General features: G+C 59.2%; 21 protein-coding genes. 12 read left to right on the forward strand and 9 right to left on the reverse strand.

The window, feature by feature from the left end; translation table 11 throughout:
* The 5 genes from VGL70_18915 to VGL70_18935 form a co-directional block, all read right to left on the reverse strand.
* Positions 1-252 (reverse strand): hypothetical protein (locus VGL70_18915; GenBank protein ID HEY3305601.1); only part of this gene is annotated, 252 nt, incomplete at its 3' end.
* 166 nt (positions 253-418) lie between these two features.
* Positions 419-1522 carry an ornithine cyclodeaminase family protein gene (locus VGL70_18920; GenBank protein HEY3305602.1) on the reverse strand — a complete coding sequence of 368 codons (1104 nt, stop codon included), beginning with the start codon at positions 1520-1522 and terminating at the stop codon, positions 419-421.
* A gap of 7 nt (positions 1523-1529) precedes the next feature.
* Positions 1530-2534 (reverse strand): ABC transporter substrate-binding protein, encoded by a 1005-nt coding sequence (locus tag VGL70_18925; GenBank protein ID HEY3305603.1) that lies wholly within the window; start codon positions 2532-2534, stop codon positions 1530-1532.
* A 10-nt stretch (positions 2535-2544) separates the two neighbouring features.
* Complete coding sequence (locus tag VGL70_18930; protein ID HEY3305604.1) at positions 2545-3561, reverse strand: cupin domain-containing protein; 1017 nt, start codon at positions 3559-3561, stop codon at positions 2545-2547.
* An 8-nt stretch (positions 3562-3569) separates the two neighbouring features.
* Positions 3570-4652 (reverse strand): amidohydrolase family protein, encoded by a 1083-nt coding sequence (locus VGL70_18935; GenBank protein ID HEY3305605.1) that lies wholly within the window; start codon positions 4650-4652, stop codon positions 3570-3572.
* 275 nt (positions 4653-4927) lie between these two features.
* On the opposite strand from VGL70_18935, the gene VGL70_18940 reads away from it, so the two are divergent.
* From VGL70_18940 to VGL70_18950, 3 genes are all read left to right on the forward strand, one after another.
* Complete coding sequence (locus VGL70_18940) at positions 4928-5743, forward strand: DMT family transporter (GenBank protein ID HEY3305606.1); 816 nt, start codon at positions 4928-4930, stop codon at positions 5741-5743.
* A gap of 303 nt (positions 5744-6046) precedes the next feature.
* Positions 6047-6232 (forward strand): MAPEG family protein, encoded by a 186-nt coding sequence (locus tag VGL70_18945; GenBank protein HEY3305607.1) that lies wholly within the window; start codon positions 6047-6049, stop codon positions 6230-6232.
* Positions 6229-6438, forward strand: a complete 210-nt coding sequence (locus VGL70_18950) for an MAPEG family protein (GenBank protein ID HEY3305608.1) — start codon at positions 6229-6231, stop codon at positions 6436-6438. The genes VGL70_18945 and VGL70_18950 overlap by 4 nt, the downstream gene beginning before the upstream one ends.
* 107 nt (positions 6439-6545) lie before the next feature.
* On the opposite strand, the gene VGL70_18955 is transcribed toward VGL70_18950, so the two are convergent.
* A complete protein-coding gene (locus tag VGL70_18955) occupies positions 6546-7070 on the reverse strand; it encodes a peptidylprolyl isomerase (protein HEY3305609.1) in 525 nt (174 codons plus the stop codon).
* A 67-nt stretch (positions 7071-7137) separates the two neighbouring features.
* Positions 7138-8730: a UbiD family decarboxylase gene (locus VGL70_18960; protein HEY3305610.1), complete on the reverse strand. Its 1593-nt coding sequence runs from the start codon at positions 8728-8730 to the stop codon at positions 7138-7140.
* Positions 8731-8870: 140 nt separating this feature from the next.
* On the opposite strand from VGL70_18960, the gene VGL70_18965 reads away from it, so the two are divergent.
* The 5 genes from VGL70_18965 (at position 8871) to VGL70_18985 (ending at position 14218) form a co-directional block, all read left to right on the forward strand.
* Positions 8871-9815 (forward strand): ABC transporter substrate-binding protein, encoded by a 945-nt coding sequence (locus VGL70_18965; GenBank protein ID HEY3305611.1) that lies wholly within the window; start codon positions 8871-8873, stop codon positions 9813-9815.
* A 230-nt stretch (positions 9816-10045) separates the two neighbouring features.
* A complete protein-coding gene (locus VGL70_18970; protein ID HEY3305612.1) occupies positions 10046-10972 on the forward strand; it encodes a dihydrodipicolinate synthase family protein in 927 nt (308 codons plus the stop codon).
* Between the two features lie 12 nt (positions 10973-10984).
* A complete protein-coding gene (locus tag VGL70_18975; GenBank protein ID HEY3305613.1) occupies positions 10985-11776 on the forward strand; it encodes a hypothetical protein in 792 nt (263 codons plus the stop codon).
* A gap of 80 nt (positions 11777-11856) precedes the next feature.
* The gene (locus VGL70_18980) at positions 11857-13299 is read left to right on the forward strand and encodes a UbiD family decarboxylase (protein ID HEY3305614.1); all 1443 of its coding nucleotides are present in this window, start codon (positions 11857-11859) and stop codon (positions 13297-13299) included.
* 214 nt (positions 13300-13513) lie between these two features.
* Positions 13514-14218 carry an iron-containing redox enzyme family protein gene (locus VGL70_18985; protein HEY3305615.1) on the forward strand — a complete coding sequence of 235 codons (705 nt, stop codon included), beginning with the start codon at positions 13514-13516 and terminating at the stop codon, positions 14216-14218.
* Positions 14219-14295: 77 nt separating this feature from the next.
* On the opposite strand, the gene VGL70_18990 is transcribed toward VGL70_18985, so the two are convergent.
* Entirely contained in the window at positions 14296-15414 is a 1119-nt protein-coding gene (locus VGL70_18990; GenBank protein ID HEY3305616.1) for an extracellular solute-binding protein, read from the reverse strand.
* A gap of 41 nt (positions 15415-15455) precedes the next feature.
* Positions 15456-16565: a hypothetical protein gene (locus tag VGL70_18995; protein ID HEY3305617.1), complete on the reverse strand. Its 1110-nt coding sequence runs from the start codon at positions 16563-16565 to the stop codon at positions 15456-15458.
* A 494-nt stretch (positions 16566-17059) separates the two neighbouring features.
* On the opposite strand from VGL70_18995, the gene VGL70_19000 reads away from it, so the two are divergent.
* From VGL70_19000 to VGL70_19015, 4 genes are read left to right on the forward strand one after another with little or no spacing between them, the layout of a single operon-like run.
* The gene (locus tag VGL70_19000; protein ID HEY3305618.1) at positions 17060-17875 is read left to right on the forward strand and encodes an ABC transporter ATP-binding protein; all 816 of its coding nucleotides are present in this window, start codon (positions 17060-17062) and stop codon (positions 17873-17875) included.
* 2 nt (positions 17876-17877) lie between these two features.
* Complete coding sequence (locus VGL70_19005) at positions 17878-18879, forward strand: ABC transporter substrate-binding protein (GenBank protein ID HEY3305619.1); 1002 nt, start codon at positions 17878-17880, stop codon at positions 18877-18879.
* 22 nt (positions 18880-18901) lie between these two features.
* Entirely contained in the window at positions 18902-19663 is a 762-nt protein-coding gene (locus VGL70_19010; GenBank protein HEY3305620.1) for an ABC transporter permease, read from the forward strand.
* Between the two features lie 8 nt (positions 19664-19671).
* The gene (locus VGL70_19015; protein ID HEY3305621.1) at positions 19672-20433 is read left to right on the forward strand and encodes an ABC transporter permease; all 762 of its coding nucleotides are present in this window, start codon (positions 19672-19674) and stop codon (positions 20431-20433) included.
* Position 20434: the final 1 nt, after the last annotated feature.

The raw sequence follows: 20434 nt of genomic DNA on the forward strand, positions 1-20434 counted from the left end.
ATATTCCTGGTGATCGCTGAGCGGCCTGACCCATTCGCAGTGCGTCATGAGCCCGGTCGCGCCGGCGCCGGGCACGCCGCCCTGGTGCACGCTGACTCTCACGCCGGTCGGGATGTGAATGCGCCGGCGCGGCGCATTGAATTGCGGCTCTTCGCCCCATTCGCGAAATCCTAACCGAACGGCGTCGATCGCCTCCGCCATGGTGACGATGCCTTTAACTTCGTTCGGATTTATCAGTAGCGGTTCAATCATGAATCATCTCACGTCGCGCAAGGCTAGTTGCGCGGCGGATAAAAGAGAGATTCTTCGCTGCGCTCAGAATGACATTCAAAAGAGATCTGTCATCCTGAATCCTTCGTCTACGCTCAGGATAAACTCCGTGAAGGATCTCTCCGAGAATCATCTTTCGGATTTGATCTTAGTCTCGAATGTCCTGCAGCAGCCAGTCCGTCGGGATCTCTTTCCCCAATCCCTTCGTTTTCGCCAGCTCGTACGCCTTGCCGGCGACGGCGAAGAACTGCGCGCCCTGGACGTTGCCTCTCTCGGAATAAGTGATCTGCTTCGGCGATGTTCTTCCCTTCTTCTTCCCGCTCAACAGCTCGGCAAGTAGAATGGCGCGATCTTCGGCGACGGCGCCGTGGCCTCGTTTGCCGGCTTGTTTCATCTGGAACCCGTTCCCTCGTTCGGGCATCGCCGCGTACGTCAGATATTCATCGGCAAGACCGAATTCCGGCAGTCCCCAGGGCGCCGGCGCGTTGCCGAGCCTCAACGACACGTCGATTCGGCGGAGCGTTTCCTCATCGGGCGTGCCGCCGATGCAGGTGATATGCGTCCCCTCCTCCAGGCAGTCGCCGACGATGATCGGAACCGCCGAGTCGGTGCAGCCCGCGACGATGTCGGCGCCGTTGTAGACGGCGCGGGGATTATCGAGCGGCACGGCTTCGATGCCGTATTTCTCCGCCATTTCTTTCGCGTATTGTTCTCTGTGGGCTTTGGTCGGGCTAAAGACCTGAATCCTCTTGATCTTCCGCGCGAGAAGAAACGCCTCGACGTGCGAGCGCGCCATGCCGCCGGAGCCGATCATGCCGACGACGCGCGCGTCTTCGCGCGCCATGTATTTCGCGCCGATGCCGGAGTCCGCGCCGACGCGAACGTGCTGAAGATACCCGTCGTTGATCAAGGCAACCGGCTCGCCGTTCTCGATATTCACCAACAATATGAGACCGCAAAACTTACCCGGCCGGACGCAGTATTTTTCCTGCGTCCGCGCGCCCTCGTATTCCCGCTCGTAAATCACGTCGGACTTCATGCGGATGGCGAAGTAGCCGGATGACGATCCACCCTCCATCGTGCCCCACTGGTAGACTTTCCGGGGATCTTTCGTCGGAATCTGGATGTCGATGCGCGGCCGGCAGACCGCTTTGCTTCGCGCAACGTCGACGTAAGCCTCTTCCAGCGCGCGCATCGCGATCTCCATCGTGAGCACGCTCTTCACGTCGTCGTTGTTGAGGATGAGCGTCAAGATCCGCCTAGGGGCTCTTGCCCCAGAGCGAGGCGAAGAATCCTTCCTTGACCAGTTCCTGCACGAGGCCATTGTCGTAGAACTGCTCGGGCTTGGCCTGTTTCGCCCTGGGGTTTTTCTTGCCGATCTCGTCCAGCGTTACCTGGAACGCCGCCTGCTTCACCAGAGGAATTTTTTCCACGAAGTCGTAGGCGTATTGCAGGCTGCCGTCGAGCATGCCCGGATCGGTGACCTTCGAGTAGCGCGTGAAGATGGCTTTGGTCTCGTTCTTGCGCGTGTGCATGAAATGGACGGCCCTGCCGTAGGCGCGCAGCAGCGCTTTCGCCCGCGGCCTCTGCTCTTTCACGAATTTTCGCGTCGTGGTGAGACCGACGTGCATGAACGGAATATCTTCCTTGGCCAGGTTCGCCAGCATCTGAACTCCGGCTTGCTGCGCAACGTAGGCCATCGGATACGACATCGGCGCCGCGTAGATGGTTTTTTTCGACAGCGCGGCGGCGATCTCGGGCATGCCGCCGATCTGCACGATGGTGACGTCGCGGCCCGCTTCGAGCCCGTACTTCGCCAGCAGCATGCGGAGACCGAAATCGGTGGACGCGCCGAAGCGGGTTATGCCGACCGTCTTGCCCTTCAAATCTTCGATGCGCTTGATCTCCGGCGGCGCCATGACGTAAAAGGCGACCACGTTGATGATCGCTCCGATCGCCACCATGTCGCCGCCCTGGAGACCGACGTCCACGACGCCCTGGCTGTTCACGCTCGCGGCGGCCACTTCCCCGGCGAGCATCGCCTGCGCCATCGCGGAGGAGCTGGGGATATAGATCAAATCGGCGTCCAATCCTTCCTGCTTTAGAAAACCGCCGTCTTTCATCACCCAATAAGGCGAGTTGAGCGCGCTGACCGCAGACCAGCCGACGATGAGCTTTTGCGCCTCGGCAACCGTCGCAAACCCGAGCGCGAAGAAAAAGAACAGGACTCCGAGGACTCGGCGAGAGAAGATATGCTGGACCATTTTTCTCCTCCTATTTTTGCGGTTCCACGCGATAGAAGCCGAGAGCTTCCATAAGGGGCTGATCGGTCATGAGAAACAGGATCGCGGGCCGGCTGTGATTGTTCTCGTGCCGGTGATGATGCCAGAGGGGGACGACAAAGGAGTCGCCCTCCTCCCACTCATAGCGAGTGTCGCCGATCACCGTCGCGCCCTTGCCGCGGAACACATGGTAAATCGTCGAGCTGGTGTGACGATGGGCCAGGGTTTTCTCTCCGGGACGGAGCATTTGAATCCCGCACGTAAATGTCGGCAAGGTCGGCCCGCCGGTCAGCGGATTGGCGTAATTGAGCAATATCCCGTCGTAAGGATCGCCGGGCCTCTCGCCGACGCTCTTGAGAACTTTTTCGGTGTCCTCCCAGCGATAGACGTACGCCGGCGGCTGAATCGAGTGCGCCCGCACCCAGCTCGGGCGAATCGGACTCAACTCGCAGTACGATGTTCCCTCGGCGCGCGTGACCGGCTGGTGTGCTTCCTTGTACGGTTCGTGAAAATCGACCTGCAGCATGCGGACCAAAGGGGAATCCAGCACGTCGAGCCACGTGAGCGTCTCGCTCGATTCGTTGATGTGATCGTGCCAAGTCCAATTGGGCGTTGTGGCGAAGTCGCCTTCGCCAATCTCGAACGATTCGCCCTCGACGATGAGCCGCGCGCCCCTGCCCTTGGTGATGAAGCGAATCGCGCCCGCCATGTGGCGGTGCGCCCCGGCGTGCTCGCCGGGCTTGAGCATCTGGAGATTCAAGGTCAGCGTGTGCGTCGTGCCGCTTTTCAGCGACGGATGAGCCATCTGGATGACCCTGCGAAAGGAGGTTTCCAGCCCCACTTCGTCTCCCGCTCGCTGGATCATTTCATAGAGATCCTTTCCCTTCCACAGATGAGGCGCGAAGGTTGCGACCGGCTCGCGGCGGACTTCGCCCCCCTGCGCGAATTGCCAGTAGCCGCGGAAATTTTTCTTTCTCAGCTCTTCTTCGAAAGCTTTGAGGTCAGCCATAATCCACCTCACAGGTTGTAAAGCCTGGACGCGTTCCCGCCCATGAGCTTCGCCATGAGCGCCGGCGCGATTTCGTCCCGCCGGGTGATGCTCTTCACGGTATGGGGAAATTTGGAGTCAGAGTGATTGTAGTCCGAGGCGAAGACCAGGACGTCCTCGCCGACGTATCGCGCTACGAAGCCGATCGTGCTCTCGTCAGGCTCGAAGGAATAGTAAAGATTTCCGCCGCGCATGTATTCGCTCGGCGGCTTCTTGAGCCACGGCACCGTCGGCTGGAGATATTCATAGTGCTCGTCGAGCCGCTCCATCCAGTAAGGGATCCACCCGGCGCCGGCTTCCATGAACGCGACCTTGAGCCGGGAAAATTTCTCCAGCACGCCGCCGACGACGATGCAGAGGACCGCGATCATCTGCTCGAACGGATGCGTCATCGCGTGGGTGAAAAAAGGATGATCGAAGCGCTCGATGCCGGCGGCGGTCCCGTCGCCCGCGCCCACGTGAACGCAGACAGGAACGTTCAGCCGCTCCGCCTCTGCGAAGAAAGGCTCGAGGTCGGGATGGTCGAGATTTTTTCCCGAAGACGAATGGACCGGCGTGGCAACGGCGACGAAGCCGAGATCTTTGACGCAGCGGCTGAGCTCGTTGACGGCGGCGGGCGGGTCCTGGATGGGCACGAGAGCGACGCCTTTTAGCCTCCTTGAATTCGCCCTGCAATAATCGGCCAACCAGTTGTTGTAGACTTGAGCTATCGCCCCGGCGAGATCTTTGTCTTCGACGAACGGCAGACTCAAAAACGGAGAAGTGCCGAAGAGAACCGCCGTCTCGATGCCTTCGAGGTCCATGTCTTTCAAGCGCTGCGCCGGATCTTCCATTCCCGTCGTCGCTTCCGGACGGCGGTTTCGCGGCGCGCCGACGAAGCTGCAGCCCTTTCCCACGGGCTTGGGACAAAGCCTTCCCTCCATCATGATGAAGTCCACGCCGCGATTATCTTTTACCGCTCGCGGCGCCCGCGACTTGAAGGGCGCGGCGATGAGATCCCCCCAGGGAAGGTTTCTCTCTTGAACGTGACCGTCGGCGTCGATGATGCGCATGGCGCGGCTCTCCTGCGTTCAAACGCTATCACCGTGATTCCGAGGGTGTCAACCAGAAGACTAACTTGCTTCAAGGAAATCGAGATTCTTCGCTGCGCCCAGAATGACACCTTGGAGATCGCCCGTCCTACCCGTCGCTTCTGTGTCCGCATTCTCCTCTTCTGTCATCCTGAGCAACGCGAAGGATCTCTCCGAAAAGTTCGTCAACGCAAGTTGAACATCGCAGACTTAAGGATTACACGAAGGGCATGCCGATTTCGTGGATGGTGGTTGTTTTGTTCGCGGCGGCTCTGCATGCGAGCTGGAACGCAATCATCAAGGCCGGCTCGGACAAATTCAACGATACCGTTCTCATTTTGATCGGCGCCGCGGTTTTCCCGGGCCTTCTGTTGCCCTGGATTCCACTTCCTGCCGCAGCGAGCTGGCCCTATTTAATTGCATCCGTAATCATTCACTTCGCTTATTTCTCTCTCGTCGCCATGGCTTATCGAGTCGGCGACTTAAGTTACACTTATCCAATCATGCGCGGTGTCGCGCCGATGCTCACCGCTCTCACCGCATCCATCCTTATCGGTGAGGCGCTCACACCGGGCGGAAAACTCGGCGTGGCGCTCCTCTGTTTGGGCATCCTGACCCTGACTAGCGAGAGCTGGTGGTCTAAAAAATTCGGCTTCTTACCGACGGCGATCGCGTTAAGCAACGCGATCGTAATCTCGATGTACACGATCGTCGACGGTATTGGCCTTCGCCTGGCGGGTGATCCGGTGAGTTACATCTGCTGGCTGTTTTTCTTGCAGCCGGTGCCTTTCATTCCGCTTTTGGTTTTCAGACACCGCGAGCGTTTCATCACGCAACTGAAGAGTCGTTGGCCGGCGAGTCTCCTCGGCGGGCTTTGCACCTGTACGTCTTACGGACTTGCCATGTACGCCATGGCGTATATCCCCATCGCCCTCGTCGCCGCTCTTCGCGAAACGTCGGTGATCTTCGGAACCATCATTGCAGCAATATTTCTGAGAGAGAGGTTTGGCCCGATTCGTTACGTTGCGGCAGGACTGGTTACTGCAGGCGCAATGGTGATGAAAGTCTTGTGAAAAACGGATCGCCGTTAGATTGCGGCGAGATCGCTGGCGGTGTTACAGTGCGCTAATTCGGAACAACATGTAGCATGGGTTGGGTCATCACATACTTGTTCCATCTGATTTCTACATGGACCGGAGAGATAATTTTATCTGCTGTTTCTTTTGGGCGGCGCCAGCCACGCTGGAACCTTCACGCAGAGGGACCTGGAAACAAGCCTGCAATAGACTCATGGCTCAGTGTCTGGGTAGGTTTGATGTTCTGGTGCCTTGTAATAGTGTTGGTTGGTGTATTTTGGTAGTCACCGCTAGACCGGCATGCCCGTCATCGTCCCCTTCTACGCTTCCCTCCTCGCCCTGCTTTTTTTCTTTCTGAGCGAGCGCGTCATATGGACTCGACGGCAAGAGCAGATTCCGCTCGGAGATCGCCGCAACGTGCGATTGCAGCGCGCGATGCGTGTTCACGTTAATTTCGCGGAGTACGTTCCCCTGGCGGTGGATTGATCGCTTTTATCGAATTGCAGCAGGCCTCGGCGCTCGTCGTGCACGGTCTCGGTTTTTCGTTGCTCGTCGGCCGCATAGTGCACGCGTATGGCGTGAGTCAGGAAAAGGAAAACTACAAACTCCGGACGGTGGGTATGGGACTGACGTTCGGACCGATGCTGATTGCTGCGGTGACGCTTATCCGATCGGTTTTGTTAACGAGCTGACTGATCGAGTTTTCGTGCTTCGACATGCTCAGCACGAGCGGAAAAATTTCAAAGCCGTAAACGAATCCCCGTTCGCCCTGAGCCTCGTCGAAGAGAGAACGCAAGCCTCAGCTCGAAACCGTGATCGACTTGATCACGACCGGCTCGATGGGCACGTCCTGGTGCAGGCCCTTGCTGCCGGTCCTCGCTTTCTCGATTTTCTGCACGACTTCCGTGCCGTTGGTGACGCGGCCGAAAACCGCATAGCCGAAGCCGTCGGGGCTGTTGTTGCGGTGGTCGAGAAAATCGTTGTCGGCCGCGTTGATGAAAAACTGGCTGGTGGCGCTGTCCACGACGTTGGTCCTGGCCATTGCGAGCGTTCCCGTCAAGTTCTTCAACCCGTTTCCCGCCTCGTTCTTGATCGGAGCCTTGGCTTTTTTCTGTTTCATGTCCTTGTCGAACCCGCCGCCCTGAATCATAAAGCGGGGTATGACGCGGTGAAAGATGAGGCCGTCGTAAAAACCTTCTCGAACGTAGGCGAGAAAATTATCCGCGCTCACCGGCGCCTGGTCGACAAAAATCTCAGCCCACACGTCGCCGGCGCTCGTCGAGATGCAAACGACCGGGTTCTCCATCTGGTTGGCTTCCGCCATGGTGCCTCCTTACCTGTGATGGATTCATAGTTGCATTCTTTGGACCGGAACCCAAGCTTCCGCCCCTTTACTTTTCTTTGAACGGCGCCCGCTGCGCCTGTCTCATCTCTCCGACGAGATAGTGCTCGCCGCGGAGCGCGCGCTCGGCGTCGGCCTGGTCTTCCTCGCTCCAGCTTCCCAGGTTGTAGCCGAACCAGGGATTCTTCAGCTCGAGAGCGGGAAGGTTGAGCTCGCGCCAGATCGTCTGCGCCTTCTCCATGAACTCTCGTCGCGGAAGGGAGACCGGCGGATACTCCCACTTGCGCGTGGCATCGATCAGAATCGCGGAGCCGCGAAGCGTCGCCGCCTCTTCCCTGGAAGACGGCGGCGCCAGGGAAAAATCCAGCGCGGTGGAAACTTTGATGTCGCGGATGCGGATGTCGCGGTGCGGCTGCATGCGGTAGGACATCGCCCATTGCACGGCGTCGGCGTCGCGGGCGTCGATGTCCTCGTCCACCGCGATCAGGATCTTCGGCGCGGCGCGCGGCATGTCGGCGACGACGTCGAGCGCCGCCATCGGATCGAGACCGGCGGAGCGATCGACGCGGATCACTCCGACGCCGTGGCTGCCGGAGGAATCGGGCAGCGCGACTTCAAGAATCCCTTTCATCTTTTTGTCCACAGTTAGAATTTTGTAGATAAGTCCCTCCAGAGCGACGCCGCGGAGCACGCTCGACTCGCTCGGCGGAAATTGGCTCAAAAAAGCCTGGAAGACGGCGTCGCGCCGCCGCGTGATGCAGCTCACCGTCATGAACTTGTCCGGCGCCCGGTGCGCCATGTAGCCGGTGAATTCTCCGAACGGTCCTTCGGGCTCGACCTCGTCGGTGGAGATCACGCCCTCGATAACGATCTCGCTCCTCGCCGGGACCATAATGTCCACGGTCTTGCAGCGCGCGAGCTCGACCGGATCGCCCGCGATGGCGCCGGCGATCGGATACTCCGCTGCCGGCAAGCGTGACGTCGAGCAGTAGGAAAGATTCGGCGTGCAGCCGATCACGATCGCCGCTTCGAGCGGTTTTCCGAGCGCGCGCGCGTTGATCCAGTGGCGGCTGATATCCTGGTACGCGAACGCGAAGAGGCCGATGCGCGTCGGACTTTTAATCTGGCCTCGGTAGGTGCCGAAGTTGAACTCGCCGGTATCGGGATCTTTGGTGACCCAATGGCCGGAGCTGAAGAACGGCGCGCTGTCGAAGCCTGGCGTGGAGATCGGCACCGGCAGCATGCCGGCGCCGCCGGCCTCCTCCAGCGCGCGGCCTTCGTAAACGATTTCATGACACGGCGCGGAAGAATCGACAACCCGAGGCGGAATCGGATGGGTTTGGGCTTCGGCCCACTTGGCGGGAATCTCTTCGGGCGAGCCGACGCCCATACCCAACGCATAGACGGCGCGGCTCGGCGCCATCACCGCAAGGGCTACGGGAATATCGTAGACCTTCCCGCGTACATCGGCTACGTTCTCGAACAACCATCCCTTCCACTCGCGCTCCGCCAGACCGCGGAATTGCAGGCGCACGAGCGGATGCATCTCCGTGTCTTTGTCGATGCGCCGCTGGACGCGACGGAGGAATCCCTTGGAATGAAGAACGTCGAGCCATTCGTGCAAATCGCGATAGTACGCCACCGTCGATACCCCCGTTTGATAATTGAATCGACTATGGCTCTATACCGGTTACGTTTCAAGACGACATGATTGACAGCGCACGGATGAATAAGCGATAGAAGGGTCGTGGAGCTTGGCGCAAAAAACGGAGGGGCAACAACATGAAGACGATACTCCTATTCGTAGTTCTCGTGATTGCGCAGGCCGTCGCTTCCGTTGCCGCCGCCGAAGTGGTTACGATCGGAATCTCGACCGTGGGCCTTTACGAGCTGCCGACGGAGATCGCCAAGCGCAAAGGCTTCTATCAGGAAGAAGGCCTCGAAGCGCGCAAGGTCGTCATTCGGACGCCGCTCCACGTGGCTGCGCTGCTCGCCAGGGAGTTGGACTATTCCACCGTCACAGGAATTATCTCGAACGCCAGCATCCAGGGGCTGCCGCTCAAGTCGGTGATGGGATGGTTCGACAAACCGCTTCACATACTGATCGCCCGCCCGAACATAAAAAAGATCTCCGATCTCAAAGGGAAGAGAGTCGCCGTCAGCACTTTCGGCTCCGTCCCTCACGTTATGCTGCGTGAAGCGCTGTCCCATTCGGGAATGAACCCGGAAAAAGATATCACGGTGCTGGCTCTCGGCGGCTCCGGCGAGAGGCTGGCCGCGTTGGCCGCCGGCACGGTGGACGCGTCGCCTCTGGATGTCGCGTATATTCAAAGGACCGAGCAGCTCGGCCTTTCGAATCTCGTTTATCTCGGCGACGTCGTCAACCTGCGGCTCGGCGGCTTCGCGGTCCATACCGACAAGATCCAGAAGAATCCCGAGCAGATTTCGCGCGTGATCCGCGCCACTCTCAAAGGGGTGAGATTTTTGAAGAACAACAAGCCGGAGACCCTGGCGATCATGGGCGACTACTTGAAGATAAGCGGCGACTACGTCGAGAAGATCTATCAGTTCGCGATGAGATCGCTGAACGAGGACGGCCTGGTTTCGAAGAACAGCATGGACACCGAGATTCGATTGACGCGCGAGCAACTGAAGTTCAAAGAAGAGGTCTCCGAATCCAAAGTCGCCGAATGGAAATTCATCAAGGAGATTTTGGCGAAGCGCTGAGGCTTTCAAAGCCTGGAAAGCGAATCCTTTTATTGCGCTAACCGAACGCTGCGAAGAGAGATTCTTCGCTGCGCTCAGAATGACACCTACAAGATCCGTCATCCTGATGAACGAAGTGAAGAATCTCTCCGCAATGGGCAAGCTATATCAAAGCCTGGGCTTGTCTTGACAAGGCCGGCGCCTGATCCATATAAGCGAAGTGGGTAAAGCGAATATCTCCGGAGGTGTTTATGGCCGGTAACGCAAGGATCGAAGGCATACTAATTCCCATGCCGACGGCTTTCAAAGAGGACGGCGGCGTGGACGAAGGCGGCACCGACGCGCTGGTCGATTTTTATATCGGCGCCGGGGTGCAGGGTTTCTTCGCCCTGGGGACCCACGGCCAGGGAATGGTCATGGAGATCGACGAGCGAAAGAGAGTCGCCGAGCGGCTCGTGCGGCGCGTCGCCGGCAAAGTGCCGATCGTCTTGCACATCGGCACGGCGAATACTTACTCGTCGATCGACCTCGCGCGCCACGCCGTGAGTCTCGGCGTCGACGCCGTCGCCGTGGTGCCGCCGTATTATTACCCGCACAACGACTACGAAGTTTACGCCCACTACAAGGCGATCGCGCAGTCGGTGCCCGGAACGCCGATGTTCATCTACGACAATACCGAGACGACCCACGTCCATATCACGCCGCCGAAGGTGCTGAAGGTCATCGAAGCGATCGCGCCCAATCCGCTGGCGGGTATCAAAGTCTCGTTCCTGCCGTTCGATCAGCTGCTGGGCTATGCCTTCAAGCTCCCGCCCTCGGTCGGAATTTTTCCCGGCTCGATTTTTTCGCTGTTCGGCGCCTACTCGCTCGGCGTGCGCGGCGCGATCCACCCGCCGACGACTCCCTTTCCCGAGCCGTGCGTGAAAATGTTCTTGTCCTTGAAAGAAGGCAAGCTCGAAGAGGCGCGCAAGGCGCACGATCACCTGGCCCGGATCATGAACGTCGTCGGGCGCTATCTGCCCGAGCATGGGCGCGTCGTCTTCGGCGAGATCATGCGCATGCGCGGCCTGCCGGTCAAGCGCTTCCCGCGCTGGGAATGCGCCCCGTTCACCGCGAAGGAGCGCGAAGATCTTCGCAACGGGCTGATCGAAGCCGGCGTCTCTCTGCCTCTCCCCTAACCAGAGCGAACCATGGCATCCAACGGCAAACTTGATTGGGGCAAGAAGCTCAGCGCCAAAGAAGCGGCGGCTTATACCGACGCCATCATCAAAAAGATGTACGCCCGCTGGCAGAAGAAAATCTTTCAGGGCGCCTTCATGCGCGACCTCGCCGCCGGCAAGCTTCCGCTCAAGACGATCAAGCTCTTCTGGAAGCACTGGTACAGTTATCCGGTCGAGATCAACAACTTTCATCTCATCATCTACCAGCGCCACATGGGTTTCTTCGGCCGCCATCCTGAGTTGCTCGGACCCTATGTCGGCAAGATCAGCGATGAGCTGGTGAACCCGAAAATTCCCGGTCACATTCAGGTCTTGATCGAGCAGGGGAAAACCTTCGGCGTCAGCCGCGACGAGATGGTCAATTGCGAGGTCTTTGCCGAATGCCGCGCGCTGACGGAATATGCCCGCGGGCTCGTCTACGAGGGCGCGCTGATCGAGTGGTGGGCGCGCTCGCTGAACGAGGAGATGTTCGGCCACTGGTCGAGGGAGTGGCGCCAGGCGCTGCTGAAAAAATACAAGTTCAAAGACGCCGACCTGCACTACTTTCAGGTCCACGAAGAGGCCGACCTGGGAGAGCACGAGGAAGGGCTGATGGGCCACGGCCAGGTGGCGCGAATGATATTTCAGACGCTGCTGCAAGACGGACTCACGTGGACACGGCCCGGCTGGTCGCCGGAATATTGCTGCCTCACCAACGCCGATTACGTCGCACTCTTTCACGACGGCATCTATCGGCACGCGAAGGAAGAAGGCCATTTCTAACCCTCACCCCTTCCCTCTCCCAGCGGGAGAGGGCGAGGGAGAGGGAGACAGACGACGCTGTATAAACCGGAGAAGGCGCTATGGCTTTTAACGATCTGCGAGAATTCATCGACGCGGCGCGCGCGATCGGGGACCTCAAGGAGATTCACGGCGCCGACTGGGACCTCGAGATCGGCGCGCTGACGGAAATCTTCGCCGGCCGCGACGACCACCCCCTCCTCCTCTTCGACAAAATCCCCGGTTATCCCGCCTCGTATCGGGTGGCTTCGAATTTGATCAATCACCCGCGCCGGGTGGCGCTCGCCACGGGAATGTCGCCGGAGCTTTCAAAAACGGAGATGGTTCTGCGCTGGAGAAAATTGCTGAGCGAGCTTCGTCCGATTCCTCCGAAAATAGTTTCTACGGGGCCGGTGCTGGAAAATGTCCGCAGCGGCAAGGACGTGGACGTGACCGTCTTTCCCGCGCCGCGCTGGCACGAGCTGGACGGCGGCCGATACCTCGGCACCGCGTGCTGCGTGATCACCACGGATCCTGAAGATCCGTGGGTCAACGTCGGCATCTATCGCGTGCAGGTGCACGATCGAAACCGGCTTGGACTCTATATCTCGCCGGGACACCACGCGCGCATCATGCGGGAGAAATATTGGGCGCTGGGAAAGTCGTGCCCGGTGGTCGTCACCTTCGGCCAGGACCCGCTGCTCTGGCTCACCGCCGGGCAGTCGGTCCCTTACGGCGTCTCGGAATTCGATTACGCCGGCGGTCTCCGCGGCGCTTCGGTCGAAGTGCTCAAGGGTGAGCGCACCGGCCTGCCGATACCGGCGACGGCGGAGATTGCCATCGAAGGCGAAGTTCCGCCGCCGCAGGAAGAAAGCCGCGTCGAAGGTCCGTTCGGCGAGTGGCCCGGCTACTACGCTCACGGCGCGAAAGAAGAGCCGGTCATCCGCGTGCAGGCGGTTTATCACCGGAATGACCCGATCATTTCCGGGGCGCCGCCGATCAAGCCGCCCGCGTTGACCTTCGGCGTTCCCATCGGCGCCGCCGCGATCTGGAATTATCTCGAAAAAGCCGACGTGCCCGACGTGCGCGGCGTGTGGGCCTTCGTCGGCGGCTCGGCGCCGGGAGGCGGCGCTCCGTTCCTGGTGGTTTCCATCAAGCAGCGCTACCACGGCCACGCCCAGCAGGCGGCGCTCGCCGCTCTCGCCTGTCGCGCGGGAAATTATCACGGCCGCTTCGTCGTCGTCGTGGACGAGGACATCGATCCATCCGATCTCGGCGAGGTGATCTGGGCCATGTCGACGCGCTGCGATCCCAAGACGGCCCTCACGGTCATCGACAATTGCTGGAGCACGCCGCTCGATCCGGCCATGACGCCGGAAAAAAGAGACGCGGGCGATCTCACCAACAGCCGCGCGATCTTGAACGCCTGCCGCCCCTACGCCTGGAAAGACCGCTTTCCGCCGGTCAACGCGCTTAGCCCCGAGCTGAGACGCAAGATCAGCGAAAAGTGGAAAGATGTGCTGTAGTGGTTTAAAACCCGTCCCTACAAATTGTTGGTAATGGTTCAATTGGAATTCAACAACATTTCAATGTAGGGGCAGGCCCCTGTGCCTGCCCCTCTTTTCGGGCGACCACAGGGAGTCGCCCCTACGAAATTTTACGAACTGAACCACTCCCAAATCGTTGAACCTTTAATTTTTCGCCCGAAACGTGTATGAAGATGTGACCGGGCGTTGCAGAATGAATAACTTAGCCGATCAAATCAAAGAGATCGTTCTGAACGCCCTCTATCTCGAGCCAGGCTCGTTCAATCGCGTCGAGCCGGGACAGCTCACAAGCGTGGGCGGCCGGGTTTTTATCTGCCAGTTTTCCCACTTCACCCGGAACTTTCCACGATGGCTCGCCGCAGTCGCCTCGAACTGCCCCGAGTCGGAAGTGAGAAAATTTATCGCCGGCAATCTTTATGAAGAAGAGATCGGTCCCGCGGGACAAGGGTCTCACTACGACCTGCTGCTGAGGCAAGGCGAGGCGATGGGACTCACGCGCGAAGCGATCGAAACGACCACGCCGCTCTCCACGACGGCGCTTGCCATCAGCGCGCTGGAAAATATCTGCCGCAACCCCTCATGGCTGGAAGGGTTGGCGGCAACCACCGGGCTGGAATGCATCAACCATCCCGTGGTCCGCGCCGAATCGGGCGTTATTATCATCAACGACGTTCGCGCCTGGAAGCACCTGGGGCTGAGCGACCAGCAACTCCGTTCCAGAACCATTCACACGGAAGAAGACGAAAAGCACGTTGAGAACGGTCTCAGGATTCTCGCGGCGCATGCCGCGACCGAAGAGGCGCAGGAAAAAGTCGTCAACTCCGCCCGCGAAGCGCTGCTTGCTTTTCGTCTTTTGATGGAAGGAATCGGCAAGGCAGCGTTCGGGAATCTTCGCTAGCGCCGTTCCCCGGCACATCCCTGGAAATCAACGCGCTGGCTAAAAACGAAGCTTCTCTTGACCCGTGCGACCCGCCGCTATTTTTTCAGCACGCTATCCAAGAAGGTCGTGACCTCCTCGCGCAGGCGCACGTAGTCTTCCTTATAGTTCGGCTGATAGCTCGTTCCGTCCTGGGGCACGAGGGCCGGCTCGATGTGATCGCGCGCCACGTCGAGGCGCCGGCTCAAATAGCCGGATGACTTACTCCAATCGGTCTGCGCATCCTTGGTGAGAAGCCAATTGAGATACATTCTGGCGGCGTTGGGATGGGGCGCGCGGTTGATCAGCGCCACGCTGCCGAATCCCGCGGTCAAATAACTCGACTCCTTGAACTGCTCGGCGCGCACGAGATCCACCGGCAAACCCTTCGCCTTGAGCCCGGTAGCGTGCAGCTCGCTGGGCGCGACGACAATCAAATATTGCCCGCGCGCGAGCCACTCGAGCATTTGCCTGTCGTCATGAGAAAGGACGACCTTCGCAGCGAAGAATTTGCGCATGAACTCCTTGCCGAGCCGAGGATCGGCATACCAAAAGGTCGCCGTGGCCAGACCCGGACCCGCCCCGGTAGGATCTCTCATGACGATCTTGCCCTGCCATTTGGGATCGAGGAAGTCCCAATAGGAGCGAAGCGTTTCTTTCTTGACGTTCTGCGGATTGATCGCAATCGGCGTCTTGACGTTGGTCGAGAAGACCAGATTGTATCTTCCTTCCCGATCGGAGAAGTCGAGCCTCCCCTGCCACCATTTGTTCGGGTCCACGACATCGGGCAAGATGAGCGTAGGCCGAATGGGATCCAGAACGCCGGAAGGGAGAAGGCTTTCGAGCATGGTGGTGGTGCCGCCCACGTGGATGTCGACCAAGTATTGGCCGGCGTTTCTTTCCGCCAGTATCCGCGGCGCGGTCTTGGCGCCGGGGGCGCCATTGTACTCCACCTCGATGCCCGGAAAAGATTTCTGAAAGGCCGTCGTCAATGCCTGGCGCGCGTCCGCGCCGGGCGGCCCCATGACGACGACGCGCGCCTCTTTTCTCGCCGCCGTGAGAACCTGCTCCCATTCGGACTGCCAGCCGGATCTCGAAGGCTGCGCCAGCGCAACGCCGAAAGACAGAAAGAAGAGAAAAAAAGCGGAGATGCAGGATGGAAGATATCTCTCGATCAACCTTCAAATCCTCTTTCCCTTTGGGGCTTTCGCTCCTTGCCTCATGCTTTAACCGGAGGCATCTTGCAGGGAATGCCCCGCTTCTTGATCTCCGCCTCGAAAATCCGCCGAATCTCCGGATCCTCGTCCTCGTACTCGATCAAGGTGCCGCCCTCTTTGACGCTGATGAAAACGCCGCCGTCGCGCTTTTGCGCCGCGACGTAGAACGCCATCTTGTGCCGTTTGCTGCCGTAACGCAGCGCGAGCTGGCGCGCCGGTTCGCTGCCGAGGTTGAAGTGCTGGTGGAACCAACCGTTCGGCGGTCCGAATGCCGTGCCCGGCTTCCAGTCCACGCGGACGACCTGATCGCCGTGGCCGCTCCGGTAAGGATGAATCCCCAGCTCGTTCGGCCACATGATCGAGTACCCTTCCGACCTGAGGATCAAGAGGACCGCGCCGGCGCCGTGATAGTGCGCTTTGTGATACATGCCGACCGGCCATTCGACCAGATGGCCGACGAGCGAGTTTCCGGCGATCTCGAAACCGGTAAAGCTGCCGCCCTTGCCCTTGTACTCGTGCGCGTCGATATTGGCCGTCGCCACGTCGGCGATGAAGTTGGTGTCCCAATAATTTCCCCGGCCGATCGTGTAGCGCTTGTTGCCGACCTCGAAGTAGTTCTCCTCGCCGTTGTAGCGGTCCTTGAACTGATAGTTGCAGTTGAAAACGAAGTCGGCGTTGTGAAACATGTCCATGATCATCGGCGCGTTGGTCACCGACGCCAATAGAGCCCTCTGGCTTCCCCCGTTGATCAGGCGGTACCAGCTATTGAGCGGCGTGGCGAATAGGCTTCCCGGGCCCCATTCGAAGAAGCGCTTCCCCTGTCCTTCCTGCCATACCTCGGTGGAACCCAGTCCTTCTACCACGTAAAAAACTTTTTCGTAGAGATGCTTCTCCGGTTCGAGCGCCTTGCCCGCGGGAATCTCGACGACTTCCATTCCCGTGGCGCCCTCCATGCCGCGAAGCTGAACGAAGGCGCCGCGGCCGCCCTTCCTGGGCCAGGCTCCGAGCGGGATGCTCGCCACGTCGACGCCGTAGCCCTCGGCCACCGGCACACCTTCTTTCTTGATCCAGTCTTCGTAATACGGAATTGAGTTTTGCGAATTTTCAGCCATTACGTTTCCTTTCGTGAGAACAACTGTGTGCGCTCTAGGATTATAAATCCGTCCCGCTGCTGTCAAGGGCGATCGATTGTCATCAGACGGCGGTCCAGGCAAGGCATTAGTGTGCTGTCGCATAATTACACTGACGCTCCGTTCGTGGTGAGACTTGTCGAACCATGAGCGGAATCCGCTGAACTATCTCGCCCTTTCGAGAGATCAGGTTTAACTCGCTTCGTTGGACTGAGCCTTTTTCAGTCATTTTGCAAATCTGCGCCGCTCAATTTCCTTCTCCCTTGAGGGAGAAGGTCAGGATGAGGGGGCTATCTTCAGAGTAATTCACCCTCACCCTAACCCTCTCCCGCGAGCGGGCGAGGGGACCGGCTGGAAGACTCGCCTCTAAGGAACCGGGAAATCAGGCTGCAGCGATCTTAAAAAGACAAGCGTTGCAAATCACTTTTTGAGCCGCTATATGAGCGGGGGACGCGCAGGAATAGTTCGAGGCAATAATGGACCAGGCGATCGGTCTAGTCGGCGTAAGCAAGAAATTTGGGCTCGGCAATTCCGAACCGCAGACACCGGCTCTTCACGACGTCGAGCTTTCGGTCGCCAAGGGCGAGTTTCTTTCCATCATCGGGCCTTCGGGCTGCGGCAAAACGACCTTGCTTCGAATCATCGCCGGGCTGGTGCCCGAGTACGACGGCGCCGTGGCGATAGCCGGTAAGCGGGTGTCGAGCCCCGATTCCCAGATCGGAATGGTGTTCCAGGAAGATTCCACGTTTCCGTGGCGCACCGCGCTTAAGAACGTCGCTTTCGGCCTCGAGATGCGCAAAGTTCCGCCAGAACAATCCATCCGCAAGGCCATGGAGATGCTGGATCTGGTTGGCCTTACGGGTTTCGAGGGCCATTATCCCTCGACGCTCTCGGGCGGCATGAAACAGCGGGTGGCGATCGCCCGCGCGCTGATTTTAGAGCCGCAGATCCTCCTCATGGACGAGCCGTTCGGTGCGCTCGACGAGCAGACCCGGATTATTCTCGGCGATCAGCTCCTGGGAATCCAGGCCAAGCTCGGCCAGACGATTATCTTTATCACCCACAGCATTCAAGAAGCCGTCCAGCTATCGGACCGGATCGCCGTGATGACGGCCCGGCCGGGACGCATCAAAGAAGTGCTCAAGGTCGATTTGCCGAAGCCGCGCGGTTCGGAAGTGATCTCAAGCGACGGGTTTGCTAGAGTCAGCGCGATGGTCTGGGGTATGTTGCGGGAGGAGTCGTTGAAGGGGTTCGAACAATCCACGCAAAAGACTAACTCAGGGAGGTCGTGACCATGAAAACACGGATACGCGGACTGAGAGCGCTGATAATTTCGCTCGCGGTGGCGTCGGCGCTGTCGGCGGCGGGCGCAGTATCGTATGCGGCCGATACCGTTCGACTGGTCTTGCCCCATCGCGTTCTCTTCGACATCAGCCTGCCGTTTTATGTCGCGCAGGAAAAGGGCTTTTATAAACAAGCCGGCATCGAAGTGAATCCGATTTTCGCCGCGGGAGGCGGCGACCAGGTTCAGATCATGGTTGCCGGAGACGCGGATGTGGTGACAGGCACGGGCCTGCTCGCGACCTTGAGCGCGCTCGAAAGAGGCGCGCCGATAAAGATCGTCTCGGCGGAGGCGACCGGATTGAACGACGTGTTTTGGTACGTCAAGGGGAATTCTCCCATCAAGAAGATCGAGGATCTCGCGGGGAAAAAAGTGAGTTATAGCAACCCGGGTTCGTCGAGCCATCTCGCCCTGCTCGCCTTGGTGGATTGGCTCAAGTCCAAAGGCGTTCAGCCACCGGAGCTCGTCGCCGGAGGCAGTCCGCCGCAGCAATTCACGGGCGTCATGACCGACCAGTTCGATGCCGGCTGGTCCGCGCCGCCTTTCTTTCTTGAAGAGCTGAGCAAGGGAAATATCCGCATTCTTTTCCGCGGCAACGACGTTCCGGGACTTTCCGAAATCACGATCCGCGTGAATTTAGCGCGCGACGAATTTGTGAAAAAGCAGCCTAACGCCATGAGAGGTTTTCTATCGGCGACGAGAAATGCCATCCAGTTTGTCTTCGCCAATCCCGATGAAGCGGCGAAGATTTGGATCAAGAACGCGCAGCTCAAGGAACCTTTCGAGGTGGTCAAAGAAACTTGGAAGTTCTACTCGCCCAAATCCATGGCCCTTGCTCCGATCCAAGGAATCGATCGATCGCTGGAAGACGGCGTCAAATTCAAGTTCCTCAAGAAGCCGTTTAGCCGCGAAGCATTGAATCAGGCGATCGATCTGAGCCACCTGCCCAAATAGAGAGAGATCGAGGGAGATCGCCGTGGCGCGGGACCCGACCGAAACGAAGGGCGTTCGCATTTTGCGCGCGGCGTTCGTCCTGGCTCTCGTCGCGCTGCTGGAAATCGCCGTCCGGCGCAGTTGGATCAGCCCCCTCTTCGTGGCGCCGCCTTCGGCGATCCTGGAAACTCTATGGTCGATGCTGATCGCAGGCGACCTGCTAAAAATTTCCGGCACGACGCTGTTCATGCTGGTCGTGACGTTTTCGATCGGCTCCGCGGTGGGAATCCCCCTGGGATATATCTGTTGGCGCTATTCGACTTTCGGGCTTGCTTGTGAAAATTTCCTGGGCTCTCTGTTCGCGTCTCCGCTGATCCTTCTTTATCCCGTCTTTCTCGTGACCTTCGGCCGCAATCTGACGGCGATCATCGCCCAGGCGTTGCTGGTCGGAAGCATCCCGGTCGTTCTCGGCACCCAGGCCGGCTTCAGAAACGTCAGTCCAACCTTCATCGACGTGGGGCTGACGCTCCAGCTCACGCGCTGGCAGATTCTGCGGCACATTTTGATTCCCGCCGCCGCGCCCGCGATCTTTACCGGCTTGCGCGTCGGCCTGATCTATATGCTGCTCAGCATCGTCGCCATGGAATTCGTCGTCTCTCTCGGAGGCATCGGCCGTCTCGTATCCGACGCCTATTTCAGGCTGAACACCGAGGAGCTCTACGTCGGCGTGACGGTCATCATCTTTTTCGCCGTCCTGTTCTTCCGTCTGTTGCTTCACGGACAGAAGCATTTCGGGCCGGTGTAGGAACGGGCATGCGAGGCCGGCAAAAGAGCGCCGCGGTCATAGAGGCCGCGCTGATCGGCGGGATGGTTCTTGTGTGGTGGCTTGCGAGCATCAGCGGCTTCCGCTTCGAGCGTCTCTTTCCCTCTCCCTGGCGCATTCTCGTCACGGCAACCGATCTGATTCGCGACGGCGGGATATTTTCCCACCTGGGGTATAGTCTGCACGAGATTTTCTCCGGATTGGGCATCGGGGCGACGGCCGGACTCGCCGCCGGAATCGTCCTCGGCGCGAGTCGCACGGCCGGACGCATATTCGAGCCGGTCATCGCCGCGCTGGCGCCGGTGCCGAAAATCATCATCTATCCGATTTTCATCTGGTTCCTGGGGATCGGCATGGCTTCGCGCGTCGCCATGGGGGCGGTATCGACGTTTTTCCCGATGGTGATCTATACCGCGAGCGCCGTCGGACAGGTCCGGCCGATCTACCTCGAGTCTTCGCGCCTTCTGGGCGCGTCGCGGCTTCAGACTCTTTTCAAAGTTTACTTTCCCGCCATGTTGCCGTTTCTTTGGATCGGCCTTCGCCTCGGGACGGCCATATCGGTTGTGAGCATTTTGCTTGCGGAGACGAAGCTTTCCCAGAAGGGTTTGGGTTTCCTGGTCATCGAGTATTACAACCATTTTCAGATCGTGGAGATGTACTCGGTTCTGCTGCTGGTCTTCGCGACGGCGATCGGCCTCAACGCGGTTTTCGCCTGGCTGCAAGACAGGATCGCGGCGCTGAGGGAGAAGTAAT

The organism is Candidatus Binatia bacterium, assembly GCA_036504975.1.
GTDB lineage: Bacteria > Desulfobacterota > Binatia > UBA9968 > UBA9968 > JAJPJQ01.